Raw genomic sequence first — 18,442 nt, forward strand, 5'->3', positions numbered from 1 at the left:
ACTCATCTGACATAATATCGTGTCAGATATGTTGGACTCGATTCCGGAGCAGCTGCGCGAACCCACGGTTCTTGCGATCCCGTTCTTCGCGTTGATGCTCGGTCTGGAACTGTTCGCCGCTGCGAGACTCGAGCAGTCGCACGACGACGACGGGCGCCCCCGCCCGGGCGCGTACCGGCGGGAGGACGCCAAGGCGTCCATCCTGATGGGTGTGGTGTCGATCGGGACGTCGGCCGTCGGAAAGTTCCTGGCGCTGTTCGTGTACGCGGCCTTGTTCGCGTACGTCGCGCCGTGGCAACTGCCGATCGGGTCCTGGTACACGTGGGTGATCGGCTTCGTCGGCCTCGACTTCCTCTTCTACTGGGAGCATCGGATCGCCCACCGCGTCCGCCTGGTGTGGGCGTCCCACCAAGCGCACCACTCCAGCGAGTACTACAACTTCGCGACCGCGCTTCGGCAGAAGTGGAACCCGACCATGAGCCTGATCATGTGGCTTCCGCTCCCCCTGCTCGGCGTTCCGCCCGCCGTCGTGTTCGCGTGCTACTCGCTCAACCTCATCTATCAGTTCTGGGTCCACACCGAGCACATCGGGACCATGTGGCGTCCGTTCGAATTCGTGATGAACACGCCGTCGCACCACCGGGTGCATCACGGCAGCGACCCGGAGTACCTCGACCGCAACTACGGCGGCGTCTTCATCGTCTTCGATCGAATCTTCGGTTCTTTCCGACCTGAGACGCACCGTCCCACTTACGGATTGACCAAACCCGTTGGCACACACAACATCTGGACGCTCGAAACGCACGAGTACGTGTCGGTGTTCCGTGACGTCCGCAGCGCACCCACCATTCGCGCGAAACTCGGCTACGTGTTCGGTCCGCCCGGATGGGCGCCGCGCGCTACCGAACGCGCGGACCGAAGTCCCCTCTCGCACTCGTCTGGCGCGCCGCGCTGATTCAGAGCAGAGTGCCGACTGTCTCGGTCTGCGCGGACACCGACAACTGTGAGCCGATCAGGGGCGAACCGACGTTCCACGTGGCGACGTCGATGATCTTTTCGCGCAACGATCGGAACACGGTGTCGACCGCCCTTCCTGCCGCCTCTGTATCGGGATGCGTCGCGTTGAAGTCGAGACCGGCCTCGTCGCGGTTGATCCACATGAACACCTCGCGGGACGGCGTGGCGTTGGCGTACACGGAGAAGTCGTGTCGCCGCGCCAGTTCCGCCCCGGGTACACGGGCGACGTCCACGTACGACAGCATCGGCGCCGCGAACCCGTGGTCCACCGGGAACGACGGATCGTCGGCGAGCAGGTCGATGACCGGAAACACGGGGACGCGTTCGAGCTGCCTCGCAACCTGCATCGCGGCGTGCGCGGCGGCTGCCACCTCCTCGAACGATCCCCGGGCGTCGAATTGCACGGGAACCAGCGTCACGTACCAGCCGACGGCCATCGCATCGCCGGGAGCGGAACGATCCGCCCGCGGCACGAGCATCGTGAAGAGTCCTTCCCCCGACAGCTCGTAGTGCACCTGGCCGAGTAGCGCGAGCAACGCGCTGCCGGTATTCGCGCCGGCCTGCTTCGCAGCGGTGGCGAACAGGGAGGCCGTCTCGGAATCCACGAACGACGAGTGGACCAGGATCCGACCCGCCGCCGCCTCTCCTGGGCCGAGACCCAGCGGGAGGGGGAACTCGGGCATCCCGCCGGCGCGGCCGATCACCTCACGCCACTGCTGCACCGCAGCGTGTTCCAGCGTGAGGGCCTCGGCACCGGCTCGCTGCTCCGCGCAGAACTCGGGGTACGGGCGTACCGGAACGCCGACGAACCCGACTCCGTCGCGTGCCGCCGAGTACCGGGACACGATCTCGAAGAAGCTCACCGCTTGCGAGACGCCGTCGGTGAACATGTGGTCCGCCGCGATGATCACCTCGAAGTGCGGAGTCTCCACGTCCTTGCGCGCATGCTCTATACCGGTCACCGCGAATTCGAACGCCGCCCACTCCTCGAGACCGGGCACATGCGTCATCAAATGGTCCTTGACGGTGAGCCCGGGCCAGTCGGTGGACGTTGCGGCCACGGCCAGCGAAACCTGCTCCGGTCGTAATGTCCGACCCGCGGGACGCATATCGCCCGACATGTCGAACGCCGTATGGAATGACTCATGCGAGCGGACGAATTCGTTGAAGACCGACGCGATGAGGTCGGCGTCGAAATGATCGTGGATCGTGAATGTGGTGAACACCAGTCGGCGCGTGCAGGCCTCGCCGTCGATTCCGCTCCGAAGATGGTCCGCCTGTATATACGAGGCATCTATCCCCAGGTCAGGGGCCCTTCGCATCTCTTCTCGTGTCGCCGCGTCTGGGGACCAGGTGATCCACTCCCCAGGAGGGCATTCCCATTGCTCAACGAATCCCGACTTCATTTTCACAATGTTGACTGATCCACTATCGGTTCAACAGATGAAAATGGAGTGAGAAACTACACACCGGCCGTTCGACGAGATGCGAGTATGAATGCCCGTATCACGGCTCGTGAACAGGTCGGTTGTTCGTCCGTTCCGCGTACCCGGCCGTTCATCTCGATTCTCGAAGGCCGTCCTGCGCGGTCAGTTCGGCCACACTCCCGAGGCGCCTCGGCGATAGGAGTCGACCAGGTGAGTGTCGACGATGCCGATCGCTTCCATCAGAGCGAACATCGTCGTCGGACCGACGAAGCGGTAGCCCCTTGTGCGCAACGCTTTCGACAGAGCGATCGATTCCGGTGAGGTCGTCGGGACCTCGGCCATGGTCTTCGGGCGCGGGGTGTCGGCCGGCTTGTACGACCACAGGAACGCTTCGAGTCCGACGTCCTCGCGCAACGCGATCGTGGCCTGCGCGTTCGTGATCGTCGCGTCGATCTTGGCGCGGTTGCGGACGATCCGGGCGTCGCCCATGAGACGTTCGACGTCGTGCGGTCCGAACGTCGCGATCTGATCGACGTCGAAGTCGACGAACACCTCGCGGAAAGCCTCCCGCTTGCGCAGGATCGTCGCCCACGACAGTCCGGCTTGGAAACCCTCCAGACACAGGCGTTCGAAGTGGGCGCGCTCCCCCGACACGGGCATGCCCCATTCGGTGTCGTAGTAGTCGCGCATCATCCCGGCGGCTGCGCCCCACGGGGTCCGGCGAAGCCCGTCGTCGCCGAGGACGGCGCCGCCGTCGAACGCCGAGTCCGAGTCCTCGGTCATCAGCTCAGCGTCACCCGATCGATGATGGCCTGGAACCCGCTGCCGCTCTGCGGCAGTGACGTGAGCCAGATGACGAAGTACGGAGCTTGCGCGGGCGACTCGACGTTCAGCGTGGCCTCCTTGCTGTCGACCGTTCCGCTGCCGACCTGTGTGGTCGCGTCGAGGCTCTTCGGGTTCCGCGAGGTCGAGGTACGCAGTTCGACGTTGAAGCCCGGTGTCGGGGTCGTGATCGTCACCGACTTCACGGTGCCCGGCGACTTCAGCCGGAACATCAGACCGAGTCCGTCTTTGAGCCCCGCGAAATCCGGTGAGCCGCGGTAGACGTCGGACTTCCAGCCGGGCGCCTCCCCGGTCAAGAGGTGTCCGATGTTCGCGGACGAGTCCGGGGGCTGGCTCGAGACGTCGAGCAGGCTCACCGAGCGTGCCACGATCGGCTCGGCGTCGGCGCTCTCGGCGCTCTCGGTGTTCTCGGTGTTCTCCGGTGCACTCGTCGACGATCCGGGCAGGAACGAATTCATGTCGGCATCGTCGTCGGACGAACCGAACAGGTTGGTCGCAGCGACGATGATCGCGACGATGACGAACAAGATGAACAGGCCGCCGCCTGCGAGCAGCGCGGTGTTCTTCTTCCCGGCGTCGCCCTCGCCCATGAGCCGTTCTCTGCGCGTCCTGCTGATCGGCGCGACTGACACGGGCGCGGGTGCGTCGAGGACACGGGGCAGCAGGTCGGTCTGCAGATCGACGACGGTCGCCTGGTCGAGCACGTGCTGGACGGTCGCGGCCGTGCGGATGCCCCGGTCGCCTTCCAGAGCACGTGCGGCGACAGCCGAGATCTCGAACGGAATGTCCGGTTTCGCGTCGCGCGGCACCCGCGGCTGGGACGGGTCGGCCGGATCGGGTCCGGCGACGGCCATGCCGCCGACGGGGTCGCTCGTGATCGCCGACGTGACGAGCCGTTTGCCGGTCTCCCCGTCGAGCGTCCACCGTCCCAACAGGAGCGCGTACAGGACGGCGCCGAGTCCGCGGACATCGCTGCGGCGGTCGTCGTCCGGCATGATCGCCGGGAACGCGAGGACCGCGTCGCCGGACGTGCTCACGCGGATCCGGTCCGGATGGTCGATCGACAGGACCGTGCCCGCCCGGTGTGCCGCTTCGGCGCCTGCGGCGAGTGCGCGGACGGCGCGTGCGGCACCCGTCGGCGACGGGTTGGTCGCGGCGACGTCGGCGAGGCTCGAGCCCGGCACCCACTCGGTGACGACGATGCCGCCGGACGCGCTGCGCACCACGTCGAGCACGCGGGCGACACCCGCCGTGTGCAGCTGCCCGAGCCGACGGGTCCGGTGCAGGACGGCTTGCGGCCCCTCCTGCAACGGATCGCGTTGACCAGGAGTGACCGGCGGGAACTTCTGATCGGGGTCGACGAACGTGAGTCCGACCTCGCGGTCGAGTCCGATGTCCTTGGCCCGCCAGAAGGCGAGACCCCGCGTACCGCCCTGCGGCTCGAGCAACCGATAGCGACCGCCCGCGACAGCGGCGCCCGGCACCAGACGGGGTCCGCGCTGGGTCTGCTCGGCCTTCGGGTTCATGGCGCGCGTCGGCTCGGTGGACGGGCGCGCCGCCGCGTCGTCCGAACCGGATGTGGTCATCGGTGCTCCTCGGGGACGCAGGGGTGGCTGCGACGGTCCGGGGCGGCGTTGGGGCGCTTGTGGCGGACAGCTGCGAACCACTGGGATCACAGATGTCTCGCCCGCTGCCCCGCCCGAGAAGGCGGAGTACTCCTGCCAGGTGGCTGTGCCTCGGTCGAAGCGGCGCCGGACGTCTACTTGTCCAGGGTACGGGAACGATTCCTCGCCGGAGACACGCTGGAACTGCACCGTCATGGTGCGGGCGTCCTCGTCGTCACCTGCGATGGTCGGCGGCGCCAGTCGCGGGATGAAGCGGCCGACGATCCGCATCACCGCATTGCTGATCGACACCATCTCGGGGATCTTCAGTGCGACCAACAGCAGGTACACGACGCCGAGTGCGACGACGGCGGCGATGACCAAGTACATGAGCGACCCGATCTTGCCCGCATGCGTCGACATGCGTGCGAAACCGGTCAGTTCGGAGATCCCCCAGACGGCCGCCGCGACGACGAGGGAGACGCCGAGAGTCAGCAGTGCCGGGCGGGTCACGTTCTTCATCGCCCGGCCGCCGAGACGCTTCTTGAGCAGGAGGTGGCCGACGATCGCACCGACGAGATAGCCGAGGCCGTTCGACAACGACAGCCAGCGCACCACCATCTCCGGGTCGTCGAACATGACGGGCCCCAGATAGGACGAGACGACCTTCACCGCGGTGATGCCGACGACCATCAGGGTCGGTGTCCATGCGTCCTCGCGGGCGTAGAACACGCGCAACTGAACGAGGGTCATCGCGTACGGGATGAGGGTGAAGGCGCCCCACGCGAGGACGGAACCGACCTGCGACGCGGTGTCGGCGTCGAACTCGCCGAAGTTGAAGATCGCGACACCGATGGCCGGCCCGAAGAACGTCATGAACGCTACGACGGGTACCAGCGCGACGATCGTCAGTCGGGTGGCGAGCGACATGTCGTCGACCACGGCCTCGGTGTCGTCGGCGGCCGCGTTGCGGGACATCCGGGGCATGATCGCGGTCAGAATCGTCACGCCGAGGACGCCGTACGGGAGCTGCAGCAGCTGCCAGTGGGTGGCGTACGCGGAGATTCCGCCCGCGCTGGCACCCGCCGCGATGTTGTAGGTGACCATCAGACCGACCTGCAGCACGAGCACGTAGCCGATGATCGCGACCGCCATGTTGCCGAAGGTCCGCAGACGCGCGTCGATGCCCCACTTCCACCGGAGCCGCACGCCGACCTTCCGCAGGTACGGGCGCAGAATCGCGACCTGGGCGACGACGCCGAACGTCGTGCCGATGCCGAGCACCAGCAGTTTGGGATCGGACAGCTGGACCGGGTTCAGCGTGATCTCGCCGGGCATCAAGAAGAACACGACGAGGGTGGTGATCTGCACGACGTTGTTGAGGACCGGGGCCCACGCACCGGGTTTGAACAGGCCCTTCATGTTCAGGATGGCGATGAACAGGGCGGTGAGGCCGTAGAAGAGCACTTCCGGAAGCAGCAGGTAGGCCAGGGCTGTGGTGACATCCCGGTTCACTTCGCCTTCGCCGACGTTCAGACTCGTCAAGACGGGTGCGGCGATGATCGCGACGACGGTCGCGACGCCGAGCACGACGAGCGTGAGACTGAAGATCCGGTTGATGAAGTCGGCTCCGCCGTCGGCGTCCTCGGCTTCGGCGCGGACGAGGACGGGGATGACGATCGCGGTGAGCACCGCGCCCAGGAGCACCTCGGAGATCATGCCCGGCAGCACGTACGCGGCCTGGAAAGCCGATGACAGGGCGGGGCCGAGCATCGCCAACACGAGAACGGTGCGGATGAAGCCGGTGATGCGACTGGTCAGGGTGCCGATGGCGATGGACCCACCGGTCCGCATCACGCTCTCGTCGGACGGGTTCTCGGCCTTCTTGTGCTCGGTCGTCATGCACGCTCTCCGGGGTCGGGCTGCTCGCGTTCGTCGGTCTCCGTCACGCGTTCGGCCGCCAGCCGCTGCTGGTAGCCAGTGGAGGCGAGCTGACGTTCGTGCTCATCGGGTTCGGGGCGGTCGTCGTCCGCCGGGTCGGGTTCGCCGCGGAACCGGTGCCACAGCCGTCGTGCCGTCAACAGGACCAGGATGACGGCTGCACCGATCGTGATCCAGAACAGCGCCTTCCCGTAGGCGTTCGCGTACACCGACAGGTCGACCGGGCTACTCAACGGGACGTCGTTCGTCGTCACCAGCGCGATGCGGACGGTGGCCGACTGCGAACTCGACGCGCGCGTCGGCAACTGCAGCTGTCTGGTGCCCTGGGCGGGGATCTCGACGACGCCGACGTCGCCGACGCTCAGTTCGGACGGCGCCGTGATGTCCAGGCTCACTTTGATCGGCAGCGCTAGCTCGTTGCGCACCACCAGCAGCAGCGGGCTGCGTTCGGAGGCGAGCGTGTATCGGCCGCTCGGGTCGAGCAGCGACACCGACTGCTGCATGTGGGTGACGGTCGCGCCGATCGCCGCGAGTCGTGCCGGGCGTTCTATGCGGGACACGATGGTGTTCGTCGTCGACGGCGTCGAGACGGTCCGCAACAGGTCCGCCCGCAGCGGGTCGATGTACTCGGCCGGTGTGAACGGCAGATCATTGCCGGTGGCGAAGGAGTCCTGGAGTCGGTCGATGAGCTTGACGTCACGGCGCACCTCCGTGAGGTCCTTCGACGACAACGGGTACCCGTAGGCGGCGAGCTGGTCGACGTCGCCGGGAACGACGAGGTCCGCGTCGCGGTCGGCTTCACCCAGTCCGGAGATCACATCGGTGAGGGGGACCGGATCGGCGACACCGGAGGCCACCATGAGGCCTGCGGTGTCGAGGAGAGTGCGTGCATCGTCCGGTGTCGGCGACCAGTACGTCGGCGGCATCGTGAACGCGCTCCGGCCGGTCACCGCGGTAACCGGGTCGGAGTCGGAGTCGCCCGAACTCGGCGGTGAAGCGTCGAGCATCGGGAAGGCCAGCGACGCCGCCGCGGTCTGCCGTCGGCTCACCGCTGACTCCCCGGCGAGTGACGGACGCTGCCAGTCCGGCAGGTACGACGGCGCGACGGGGTGGTCGCCGATCGCGCCGAGTGCTGCACTGACTCCCGGATCGTAGGTCTGCACGGGGAGCCCGCCCGACCGGTAGCGGCCGACGAGGGCCGACCCGGTGCGCGCGCGGGCCGCGGGGTCGACGGCGGTGGAGACGACGGCTGCCGCATCCGAGCCGGCGCGGCCCTCGAGCAGGGTCCGGCCCTGCGGGGACACGGCACCGACCGCGGGGAGAGTGAGGCCGCGGACGCTTGTGACACCGAGGATGGTGTCGACGGTGTCGTAGGCGCCGGTCAGCGCCATCGCGGTGAGCTTCTTGTCACCGATGCGATCCAGTGAGTCGAGGCCGGCCTGCGCGTACGGCAACGCGGTGACGCACATGGTGGACGCGACGTGGGTGAGGCGCTGCAACCATTTGCGGGCAGTCGTCGACCCGCCACCCTCTCTCGTCGGAGACTCTGGGTCGGCGGGGTCCTCGCTGATCGAATAGCCGGAAGCCATCGATTGGACGGTGCTGATCAAGTCGGGGTCCACGGCGAGGCAGATGGCGTTGCGCACCCGGCTCTCGGGTCTGTCCGTGTCGCCGGATTCGCCTACCCCTGCGACGGTCTCTAACGCGTTCAGGGACTTCCCGAGCCGTCCGTCGTCTTCGAGAGACGACGTTAGGTCGCCGCCGACCAACCGGATGTCGGCGGTGTCGCCGCCGAGGGTCCCCGCAGCCTGTTGCGGCGGCGCGGCGAGCGGCCACAGGAAGGTGAACGCCGCCGGGTTCGTGTCATTCGCGGCGACGGATCCGTCGCGGCCCAGCAGCGGAGCAGACTTCGCTCCGGACCCGGGACTCACCCACTGTGCGGCCCGCGCCCGGTCGGCGGGCAGCGACAGCACGGGGAGCATGGTCCGCGAGTCGGCGATTCGCGCCTGCCCGCCGTAGTCGGGGGTGCCGTTGACATTCACCAGCAGCGGGTACACGCCTGCCTGCGAGATCTGCAGGCCGCCGCCGGACAGTGGCACGTCGACGGCGAACTCGACCGACTGCTGCGGGGCGAGAGTCTCGGTGACCTTGTGGAATCCGGTCGCCGTGCCGTAGACCGACGCGTCGGCGCCGAGCACGGTGCGCAGATTCGTGGATGTGACGGGGTCGGCTCGCTGCAGGCGGACGATCACGTCGTGGATCGGCCGGTCGAACGTGTTGGTGACGCGGCCCCGGACGGTGACGGTGCGGCCGGACGAACTCGTGACGGTCGACGGAGTCACTTCGGTGAGGGAGACGGACGCGTAATCGGTGTCGGGGTTGTCGTCGGGGGCCGCGGACGCGGTGGGCACCGGACCGATCCCCGCCATCGCGAGGACGAAGCCGATCGTCAGGAGCACTGCGGCCGCCGCCGCCGTGAGTGTGGCGCCGCGACCGGCCCGGTCAGCCGTCACCGTTTGCCGGTCGCCGCGGTCGCCTTCGGCGCCGCCGGGGCTTGACCGGTGGCGGCGGCTCGTTACGGCGCTGGTTGCGGGCGGCTGCGGCTCTCTCATAGTCGTTCGGCTCGGTACGGATACAGTCGGCTTCCGACTGGGCCAGTCGGTTCGGATCGCTTCGCAGATCGGCGATCACAGATTCGGCCATCCGGGCGAGACGTCGCTCGTCAGAGTACGTGAGGCGGCGCGGCAACTCGGTGAGCGGCACCCACGCGACCTCGCTGACCTCGTAGTCTTCGTCTGAGAGCTCCCCGCCGGTGAACCGGAGCAGGTAATGGTGCACCGTCTTGTGGATGCGGCGGCCTTCGCTGACGAACCAGTAGTCGATCTTGCCGAGCGGCGCGACGATGGTGCCTTCGATGCCGGTCTCCTCGGCGACTTCGCGCATCGCGGTCTGCTCGGCGGTCTCGCCGGTCTCGATATGTCCCTTGGGCAGTGACCACATGGTGCGGCCGCGGCGATCGACCCGGCCGATGAGTGCCGCGCTGAGGTCTTCGAAGGGCGCGTCGATGTCCGACAGGACGAGCCCGCCCGCGGACGTCTCACGCACGGTCCGCAGTTTCGGCGCCGGTTCGGCGTCGGTCGGGCGTCGGCCGCCGCGTCGCTGCCCGTTCGGCGTCGTCGGCTTGCTGTTGTTATTGCCGTTGCCGCTGTTCTTGCGCCGGTTCCGGTTCGCGAGGTCGGAGGGCTTGGGAGTCGCGTCGCAGTCGACTTCGGGTTTGGCCGCTGTGTCGTCGGTCTTCTTCGCCTCGGTCGGACGGTTCGAACGGCGGCCTCGCCTGCGTCGGCCTCGCCGATTACGTCGATTCCGAGCGGGTTGGTCGTTTCCGTCGTTCTTCGCCGGTTTTCCGGCGTCGCCGACTGCCGGAGCGTCGGAAGCGACGTCCGTATGGTGCAGCGATGGTTCGGCGGACACACCCCGATGCTAGCCGTTCGTTACCGTCCGTTAGCCATGGCAGGCTGACCGCGCAAGCCGCGTCGGCGAGTCGGTACTGTCTTATCTCATGACCGACAGCGCGCAGAGCAGCCGGATGACCGACGACCAGCGCGCCGAGCGTCGCAGTCGTCTGCTGGCATCTGCTGCCGTGGCACTGCGCTCCCTCGACGATGTGCTGACCCCCTTGGCGACCCGTTTCACCGACCGCGGACACGACTTGTACCTGGTGGGAGGCTCGGTGCGCGACGCAGTCCTCGGCCGTCTCGGAAACGATCTCGACTTCACGACGGACGCCCGACCCGAGGTGATCTTCGAGATCCTCAAAGGCTGCGCGGACGCGGTCTGGGACACGGGCATCGACTTCGGCACGGTGAGCGCACAGATCGGCGATCAGATGGTGGAGATCACCACGTTCCGGGCCGACATGTACGACCAGGTGAGCCGGAATCCGACTGTCACGTTCGGCGACACGCTCGACGGCGACCTGATCCGTCGTGACTTCCGGGTCAACGCGATGGCGGTCCGTCTGCACTCGGACGGCCAGCAGGAGTTCTGCGATCCGCTCGACGGCCTGTCGGATCTGCTCGCCGGTGTCATCGACACGCCTGCGGCGCCGGAGGACTCGTTCAACGACGATCCGTTGCGGATGCTGCGGGGTGTCCGTTTCGTCTCCCAGTTGGGTTTCGTGCTGGCTCCGCGCGTGTTCGACGCCATCGTGGCGATGGTCGATCAGATCGACCGGATCACCGTCGAACGGATCCGGGTGGAACTGGACAAGATGATCCTGGGCGAGCATCCGATCGACGGCGTGGATCTGCTCGTCGAGACGGGATTGGCCGAGCATGTGCTCCCGGAGATTCCCGGGATGAAGCTGACGATCGACGAACATCACCAGCACAAAGACGTCTACCAGCATTCCTTGACGGTTCTGCGGCAGGCGGTCGACCTGGAGACCGGCGACCCGGATCTCGTCCTGCGCTGGGCCGCGCTCCTGCACGACATCGGCAAGCCCGCGACGCGACGCCACGAGGACGGTGGCGGCGTCAGCTTCCACCACCACGAGGTGGTCGGCGCGAAGATGGTCCGCAAGCGGATGCGTGCCCTCAAATATCCGAAGGCCGTCGTGGAGGACGTCGCCCAGTTGGTGTTCCTTCATCTGCGCTTCCACGGATACGGGGAGGGTCGGTGGACCGATTCGGCCGTCCGTCGCTATGTGACGGACGCCGGTCCCCTCCTCGATCGGCTCCACAAGCTGGTGCGCGCGGACTGCACGACGCGCAACAAGCGCCGCGCCCGGCGCCTCCAGGAGACGTACGACGACCTGGAGCATCGGATCGCGGTGTTGCGCGAGGCGGAGGACCTCGATCGCGTCCGGCCGGACCTGGACGGCAACGCGATCATGGAGTTGCTCGGTATAGGTCCGGGTCCGCTCGTCGGCAAGGCTTGGCGGCACCTGAAGGAGCTGCGCCTGGACGCCGGCCCCATGTCCCGTGACGACGCCGAAGCCGAGCTCAAAGCGTGGTGGGCCGCCCAGTCTCCCGACTGACCTGCCGTCCTCGGCGGACCGAGCTCGGTCCTTCGGGGCGGGCCGACCGACGGCCACTCGATCGCTCGATCGAGATACCGGACGGCAAGGTAGATTCGTCGCATGTACTGCAGTGAACTCGGGGATCAGTGGCACGCCGCGCGTGTCGAGCCGTCTCTCGCTCATCTGGACGCCGCGTCAGCGGGGCGTTCGTCTCGTGCCGTCATCGCAACGATCACCAGACACCTTGAACGAGAAGCGGAACGGGGATCGTATGTGGCTGCGGCTGACGAGGAGGACGCACTGGTCGCGGGTCGTCGAGGGCTGGCGTCGTTGATCGGTCACACGCCCGAGGAGTTGTCCTTCCGGGACAGTGCTCGGACGTCGCTGCGTGCGCTGCTGAACAGTTGGGCGTTGCCGATGTCGCCGACGGTCTGGGTGGCGAAGAACGAGTTCGGGCCGAACCTGGCGGAGTTCGAACGGCGTGACTTCGCGGTGCGGGTGCTTCCAGAAGCCGACGTGTACGGGCACGTGGACGTGGACTCACTGGAGAACATGCTCCAGTTCGAGCAGCCCGACTTCATCCACGTCTGTCACATCGGGTCGGCGAGCGGTGTCGTCCAGCCGGTGGCGCAGATCGTCGAGGTCGCCCATAGTGTCGGCGTGCCGGTGGTGGTCGACATGGCGCAGTCGGTGGGGCATGTCCCGACGGTGACGGGCGCCGACGTCGTGTACGGCACGTCGCGCAAGTGGCTGACAGGTCCGCGCGGTGTCGGTTTCGTCGCGGTCCGCAGCGACTCGTTGGCGAAGATCGAGGTGGAGTCGTCGGATTCGTTCATCGCCGGTCAGCTCGGACTGGGGACGGCCGTCACGGAACTGTTGGAGATCGGCCAGCAGAAGGTGTTCCGCGAGCTCGCCGCCATCGGTAAGGCGACGCGCGAGCGTCTGCGCGGCGTCGGCAGCTGGGAGGTCGTCGAAGCGAACGACGAGCCGTCGGCGCTGGTGACGTTGGCGACCCCGCCGGGCTGGGGTGTCGCCGATCTGGAGGCGGCACGGGCCAAGCTGTTGGAGACGGGGATCCTCGTGACCGCCGCGGACTCGTGGCGGGCTCCCCTCGCAGGCGACCAGCCGCACCTGCGGGTGAGCCCTCACCTGGATGTGCGCAGCGAGCAGCTCGACGCATTGGCGACGACCATCCGCACGATGGGGTACTGAGCTGCTTGATTGCCGGCTGCCGTACTGCCGCCTGCCGTACTGCCGGCTGGGTGTCGACCCGCCGGATCTCCGCGACACGCCGCGTCCGACGGAACGCGATCGGTCGCCGCTGCGTCTAACTGAGTATGGACGGGGTCATCGAGTACGGGTTCGGTACGGGCGACGAGATGTCCTCGTGGCGTTCGCCCGCCGATCTCGATCTCGACGGTGACAGCGTCCTGGACGCGGTAGCACTCGATTTCGACGGCGACGGTCTCGTCGATGACGCGATGTGGGACACCGACGGCGACGGTGTCGCCGATCGGTCCGTCCTCGATCTCGACGACGACGGCGTCCCGGAGACCCAGTTCGCCGACGGAGGCTCCGGCCTGTGGGAGCGTCCCGTCGACGGGAGCGCAGGCCCGCGTGAATCCGAGCCGGACGCCCAGAAACCCGACGAGTCGGTCCTGGACACCGACGGCGACGGCGAGCCCGACACCGTCCTGATCGATACCGACGGCGACGGATACGCGGACGCTCACCGGTCGGCGGGCGACCGCTAACTCTTCATCCGGCTAGACCCGCGCCTGCTCTCGCTCCACGGTCTCCTGGTCCGGCCCTTCGACGACCCCCGAGTCGGCCCGCCACACAAGTAGCGCGCCGGCCAGGTAGGCGACGGCGCCTGCGATGATCAACGGCACGGAGAAGCCGTCCGCGGGGATCGCGAACGCCGCGACGAACATGGCGGCGACGAACGCCGTATTGAACACGGCGTCCTGGACGGCGAACACCTGGCCGCGGTAGGAGTCGGGGACGTCGCACTGCATGGCGACGTCGCCGCAGAGTTTCACGGTCTGGCCGATGAGGCCGAGGAGCACGGCGCCGACCAGCACTGCCGAAGCGGTGAGCGTCCCGACCAGGGTTTCGGCGAGCGCCCCGCCGACGAGCGCGACGGCGACCGTTCGGCGTCGTCCGTAGCGGTGGACCGACCACGGCGTGGCGACTGCCGCCAGCAGCGCGCCCGCCGCGACGGCCGCGCCGATCCCCGCCATGGCTTGCACGTCATGGCCGAGCGGCGCGCCGAGGTCGATGGAGCGGACGACGATGAGCAGCATCAACGTGTTCATCCCGAACACCAGTCGGTGGACGCCGATCGCGCCGAGCACGATGCCGACGCTCGGGTGATTCGCGACGGCCCGCACACCGTGTGCCAGTCCACGACCCACCGAGTAGAGCGCCGAGTGACCGGATCCGTCGGGCTTGTCGGGCCCGAGGCGCCGCGGTGCGAATGTGGCGGCGAGCATGCCCGAGGAGAGCGCGAAGACGGCGCCCGCCAGAAGTGTCGCACCGGATCCGCCGTTGTCCGCGCCGAAGATCGTGCGGAGCAGGGTGGACAGACCGGCACCGACGGCGAGCATCCCGGCGCCGAGTGTCGTGAATACGGCGTTGACCTCGATGATGACCGACTCAGACGCGACGTGCGGCAGCCCGGCCGACAGCCCAGACGCGACGAACCTGCTGCACCCGGTGACGATGAGGGCCGCGAGGAGCACAGCCGTGTCGGGCACGCCGGTGCTCATCGCGGCCGCAACGAGAACGATCGCGACCGCACGGAAAGCGTTGACCCACATGAGGACGCGTCGTCGATCCCAGTGGTCGAGCAGTGCTCCCGCGAAGGGCCCGAGGACCGAGTACGGGAGGAGTAGGACGGCGAAGCCGGCCGCGACGGCGAGTGGGTCGGTGTGGCGGTCCGGATTGAACAGGATGGAGAACGCGAGCGCAGCCTGGAAGGCTCCGTCGCTGACCTGGCTGAGGAGCCTGACCCCGAGAAATCGGAGCAGGCCGGGTGCCTTGACCTGCGTCCATAAGCTCACTAGACAATGCTACCGACGAACTCGCGAGTAGCCGTCGTCGACGACCGATGTCACAGTTTGAGTGGACCGGTCCGGTGGCGCCGCGTCGTGCTGCCTGTGGTGTCATGATGGGGTGGTGTCCGACGGCGAGTTCTCCGACGACCGACCTGAGGTGGCCCCCGGGTCGCTGCTGATCGCGTCGACCGCCCTGTCGGGTCCGACGTTCGAGCGGTCCGTCGTCTACATCATCGAGCACGACGAGCAGGGCACCCTCGGTGTCGTCTTGAACCGGATGAGCGACGCCGCCGTCTACAACATCCTCCCCGGCTGGGCCGACCTCGCGGCGAGCCCGCGCGCGGTGTTCGTCGGCGGCCCGGTCGGGACGTCGTCGGCATTGTGCCTGGGTGTCGCGAAGAGTGGTGTGGTGGTCGCCGATCAACCCAAACTGCACCAGGTGACGGGGCCGGTCGCGATGGTCGACCTGGACGCCGACCCCGACGAGATGGCCGAAGTGCTCACCGGTGTGCGGATCTTCGCAGGCTACGCGGGGTGGGAGGCGGGACAGCTCGACGAGGAGCTCGCCGACAGCAGCTGGATCGTCGCGTCCGGGCTGCCGACGGATCTGTTGGCAGAACCGTCCGTCGACGTCTGGCAGCGTGTGCTGGCGCGACAGCCGTGGCCGCTGCCCCTGCTGTCGACCTATCCGGTGCGGCCGGACGACAATTGATCACTTCACAGTTAGTCGACGTATGAATGCGCTGACCGATCAGCTGACGTCGCTGATCGACGCGGTCCCGGCGTGGGCCGTCTACGTGATCGCCATGGGTGTCGTCTATCTGGAGACCTCCGTGATCTTCGTCGGTCTCGTCGCGCCGAGTGAAGCCGTTCTCGTCGCGGCGGGGGTCGTCGCGGCGATCGGCTCCGCGAACATCGCGATCCTCGTCGTCGGCTGTGGCCTCGCGGCGATGGCGGGCGACTGGAGCGGCTACTGGGTGGGCCGTGGCTTCGGTCCACGGTTGGGGGCCACCAGGATGGGGCGCAAGGTGGCGCGACGCATGACCCGGTCCCGAAGCAAGACGCCGAGCCCGAGCGACGCGATCATCGCGGTCGCCGCTGCGCGTTGGGTCGGGTTCGTGCGCAGTGTGATTCCGCTGGTGGCGGGCGCACGGCGGATGCCGTTCCGCAGGTTCGCTCTCGCCAGCGCGATTGGCGGCGTCTCGTGGACGGCGACTGTTCTACTGGTCTCGTTCGCAGTCGGCGAGACGCTCGGCGCCGAGATGGCGTTGATCGTCGCGGTCTGTGTCGCTGGACTGGCGGTGGGGTTCTTGGTCTTCCGGCGGTGGCGTTCGCGACGTCACGCGTCGACGGTATCGCCTTGAGGATCGCTCTGTCGGTGGTATCGGTTGGCGAGCCACGCGCAGACGATGAGCTGGATCTGGTGGAAGATCATCAGCGGCAACACCATGAAGCCCACGACCGATCCGGTGAACATGACGCTGGCGAGCGGTAGGCCGGTGGCCAGGCTCTTCTTGGTTCCGCAGAACTGAGCGGCGACCATGTCCTCGCGATTGAAGCCGAGCCGTTTGGGTACGAACCAGGTGATGGCGAGCATCAGCGCGACGAGCACGGTCGACAGGACGATCACGAGGATGACGTCGACCGCGTCGACTTGGCTCCAGAGCCCCGACTGGACGCCTTCACTGAACGCCACGTAGACGACCATCACGATGGAACCGCGGTCGACATACTTGGTCGGTTCGGCGTACCGCCGCAGGAACGGGCCGACGAGGGGGCGGGCGATCTGGCCGACGATGAACGGCACGAGGATCTTCAACACGATCTCGAGGATCGACTCGCCGTCGATGTGCACGCCTGCGTCCGAACTCATCAGCAGGACGACGAGGGCAGGTGTGAGGACGACGCCGAGCAGGTTCGACGCGGATGCGCTGACGATCGCACCGGGAACGTTGCCGCGGGCGATCGACGTGAAGGCGATCGACGACTGCACCGTGGACGGGACCAGCGTCATGTAGAGGAAACCGTCGGCGAGGTCGGCACCGATCATCGGTGACAGCATCGGGTGCAGCGCGAGGCCGATGAGCGGGAACAGGACGAACGTGAACGCGAGGATCGTCGTGTGCAGTCGCCAGTGGGTGAGTCCGTCGAGTGCTTCGCGCGGTGAGAGCCGGGTGCCGTACAGGAAGAACAGCAGGGCGATCAGGCCGGTGACCACCCAGTCCATGACGTCGGCGAACACGCCGGACGCCGGAAAGACTGCGGCGACGACGACGGCGAGGAAAATCGATGCGATGAAGCCGTCGATAGGCGACTTGGCGAGGAGGTTGCGCATCCGTCAATGCGCGGCGTCGGCCGGCTGCGTCGGCTCGGCGGCGTGCTCGGTGGTGCACATGCCTTGCAGTGCGCACGAACCGCAGCTGTCGGTCCCGCAGTCGGCCGCCGGATCGTCTGCGTGCTGTTCGTCAGCGCCGCCGGAACAGCAGTCGGCGCTGCAGCCGCCAGACTCCTCTTCGGGTTCGGGGACGGTGGCCGCGACCCGGACTCCGACGCCGGCTGCGACCGCGGCGATCACGAAGGCGACGATTACGCCGCCGAAGCCGAAGAGGAAGCCGAGGTCGCCGCCGAAGGCGAGGACTCCCCCGATCAGCAGGACGAGGGCGGCGGCGAGGAAGCCGGGCGCAGCGACCTTGTTGCCGAGTGCGAACGCTTCGCCCGATCGCATGGTCTCTTCCGAGCGGACCCCGAACCAGCGGTTGCGTTCGAGTCGGCCGCTCAGTCCGCTGATGCCGACGCCGGCCCAGAACACCGCGAGCACGAGGGCCAGGACACCGGAGACGATGGACAGGATATGCACGGACCTCACTGTACGACGCGGCGGCGACGGGTGGGGAATCGTCCGGGTATGAGGTGACGGGGGTCGCGGCGGCGAGCCGGTGGTCGTCGACCGCGCGCCGGACCGGGTTAGGATCGTTGCGCTGCTTTAGGTGATTCAGGCGTTAAGCGGTCTGGGGACTCCAACGATTCGGGGGAAAGTCGTGCCGTATTTCGGTCTCATCGTGTTGGTCGTCTGGGTGGCGGCGCTGATCGACGTGATCGTCGCCGAGGAGTATCGGGTACGGCATCTCCCGAAGGTCGCCTGGGTGCTCATCGTGATCCTGCTGCCCCTCGTCGGTTCGATCATCTGGTTCCTCGTCGGCCGTCCCGAAGGCGTCGCCGCGTCGCCGCCGACCCGCACGACCGGCTTCCCCGAGTACGAGCGACCCGGATACAACGACCCCGAGTACAGGGCGGCTATCGCTGCCCGCGAAGACGCCGAGTTCCGGCGCAAAGCCCGTGAACGCGCGCAGGAGCAGCGTCGTCGTGCGCAGGAGAAGAACGGGTCTGGGGAGAACGAGGAGCCCGAGGGCGACTGAAGACGTCCCGCGGTTCCGACTACGTTCGATCGGGCGATGGGCGCAGCGACCGTCGAGTCGGGTGGACGTCCGGTCTGCCTGTGCGCGAGTCGCGCCCGGGAGCTGCAGTTTCATG

Annotated in this window: 15 protein-coding genes; 7 read left to right on the forward strand and 8 right to left on the reverse strand. The window is 67.5% G+C overall.

Annotated elements, in window-relative coordinates; all coding sequences use genetic code 11:
* Positions 1 to 28 precede the first annotated feature (28 nt).
* A complete protein-coding gene (locus L5G28_RS02685; protein ID WP_237000206.1) occupies positions 29 to 955 on the forward strand; it encodes a sterol desaturase family protein in 927 nt (308 codons plus the stop codon).
* A gap of 1 nt (position 956) precedes the next feature.
* Here L5G28_RS02685 and L5G28_RS02690 read toward each other — a convergent pair whose 3' ends face one another.
* From L5G28_RS02690 to L5G28_RS02710, 5 genes are all read right to left on the reverse strand, one after another.
* On the reverse strand, positions 957 to 2,243 hold the full coding sequence (locus L5G28_RS02690; RefSeq protein WP_237000207.1) for a condensation domain-containing protein: 1,287 nt from the start codon (positions 2,241 to 2,243) through the stop codon (positions 957 to 959).
* 363 nt (positions 2,244 to 2,606) lie between these two features.
* Complete coding sequence (locus tag L5G28_RS02695; protein WP_237000208.1) at positions 2,607 to 3,227, reverse strand: DNA-3-methyladenine glycosylase I; 621 nt, start codon at positions 3,225 to 3,227, stop codon at positions 2,607 to 2,609.
* Positions 3,227 to 6,793: a murein biosynthesis integral membrane protein MurJ gene (murJ, locus tag L5G28_RS02700; RefSeq protein WP_237000209.1), complete on the reverse strand. Its 3,567-nt coding sequence runs from the start codon at positions 6,791 to 6,793 to the stop codon at positions 3,227 to 3,229. Before murJ ends, L5G28_RS02695 begins: the two co-directional genes overlap by 1 nt.
* Positions 6,790 to 9,345 carry a DUF6049 family protein gene (locus L5G28_RS02705; protein ID WP_237000210.1) on the reverse strand — a complete coding sequence of 852 codons (2,556 nt, stop codon included), beginning with the start codon at positions 9,343 to 9,345 and terminating at the stop codon, positions 6,790 to 6,792. The genes murJ and L5G28_RS02705 overlap by 4 nt, the downstream gene beginning before the upstream one ends.
* Positions 9,335 to 10,303 (reverse strand): NUDIX hydrolase, encoded by a 969-nt coding sequence (locus L5G28_RS02710; RefSeq protein ID WP_237000211.1) that lies wholly within the window; start codon positions 10,301 to 10,303, stop codon positions 9,335 to 9,337. Before L5G28_RS02710 ends, L5G28_RS02705 begins: the two co-directional genes overlap by 11 nt.
* 88 nt (positions 10,304 to 10,391) lie before the next feature.
* Between L5G28_RS02710 and L5G28_RS02715 the strand changes: the two genes are divergently transcribed.
* The 3 genes from L5G28_RS02715 to L5G28_RS02725 all read left to right on the forward strand — a co-directional run bounded on the left by L5G28_RS02715 (position 10,392) and on the right by L5G28_RS02725 (position 13,606).
* Positions 10,392 to 11,870: a CCA tRNA nucleotidyltransferase gene (locus L5G28_RS02715; RefSeq protein WP_372477149.1), complete on the forward strand. Its 1,479-nt coding sequence runs from the start codon at positions 10,392 to 10,394 to the stop codon at positions 11,868 to 11,870.
* A gap of 102 nt (positions 11,871 to 11,972) precedes the next feature.
* Complete coding sequence (locus L5G28_RS02720) at positions 11,973 to 13,064, forward strand: aminotransferase class V-fold PLP-dependent enzyme (protein WP_237000212.1); 1,092 nt, start codon at positions 11,973 to 11,975, stop codon at positions 13,062 to 13,064.
* Positions 13,065 to 13,189: 125 nt separating this feature from the next.
* Positions 13,190 to 13,606: a hypothetical protein gene (locus tag L5G28_RS02725; RefSeq protein WP_237000213.1), complete on the forward strand. Its 417-nt coding sequence runs from the start codon at positions 13,190 to 13,192 to the stop codon at positions 13,604 to 13,606.
* A 12-nt stretch (positions 13,607 to 13,618) separates the two neighbouring features.
* Here L5G28_RS02725 and L5G28_RS02730 read toward each other — a convergent pair whose 3' ends face one another.
* Complete coding sequence (locus tag L5G28_RS02730) at positions 13,619 to 14,917, reverse strand: MFS transporter (protein ID WP_237000214.1); 1,299 nt, start codon at positions 14,915 to 14,917, stop codon at positions 13,619 to 13,621.
* 112 nt (positions 14,918 to 15,029) lie between these two features.
* Between L5G28_RS02730 and L5G28_RS02735 the strand changes: the two genes are divergently transcribed.
* Both L5G28_RS02735 and L5G28_RS02740 read left to right on the forward strand, forming a co-directional pair.
* Complete coding sequence (locus L5G28_RS02735; protein ID WP_372477150.1) at positions 15,030 to 15,623, forward strand: YqgE/AlgH family protein; 594 nt, start codon at positions 15,030 to 15,032, stop codon at positions 15,621 to 15,623.
* Positions 15,624 to 15,645: 22 nt separating this feature from the next.
* Positions 15,646 to 16,275: a DedA family protein gene (locus tag L5G28_RS02740; protein ID WP_237000216.1), complete on the forward strand. Its 630-nt coding sequence runs from the start codon at positions 15,646 to 15,648 to the stop codon at positions 16,273 to 16,275.
* On the opposite strand, the gene L5G28_RS02745 is transcribed toward L5G28_RS02740, so the two are convergent.
* Complete coding sequence (locus tag L5G28_RS02745; RefSeq protein ID WP_237000217.1) at positions 16,251 to 17,246, reverse strand: bile acid:sodium symporter family protein; 996 nt, start codon at positions 17,244 to 17,246, stop codon at positions 16,251 to 16,253. The genes L5G28_RS02740 and L5G28_RS02745 overlap by 25 nt on opposite strands.
* Positions 17,247 to 17,249: 3 nt before the next feature.
* Complete coding sequence (locus L5G28_RS02750) at positions 17,250 to 17,768, reverse strand: SdpI family protein (RefSeq protein ID WP_237000218.1); 519 nt, start codon at positions 17,766 to 17,768, stop codon at positions 17,250 to 17,252.
* A 181-nt stretch (positions 17,769 to 17,949) separates the two neighbouring features.
* Between L5G28_RS02750 and L5G28_RS02755 the strand changes: the two genes are divergently transcribed.
* On the forward strand, positions 17,950 to 18,327 hold the full coding sequence (locus L5G28_RS02755) for a PLD nuclease N-terminal domain-containing protein (RefSeq protein ID WP_237000219.1): 378 nt from the start codon (positions 17,950 to 17,952) through the stop codon (positions 18,325 to 18,327).
* The last annotated feature ends 115 nt before the right edge of the window (positions 18,328 to 18,442 follow it).

This window comes from Gordonia liuliyuniae (assembly GCF_021739025.1).
In the GTDB taxonomy this organism is placed as follows: Bacteria; Actinomycetota; Actinomycetes; order Mycobacteriales; family Mycobacteriaceae; genus Gordonia; species Gordonia liuliyuniae.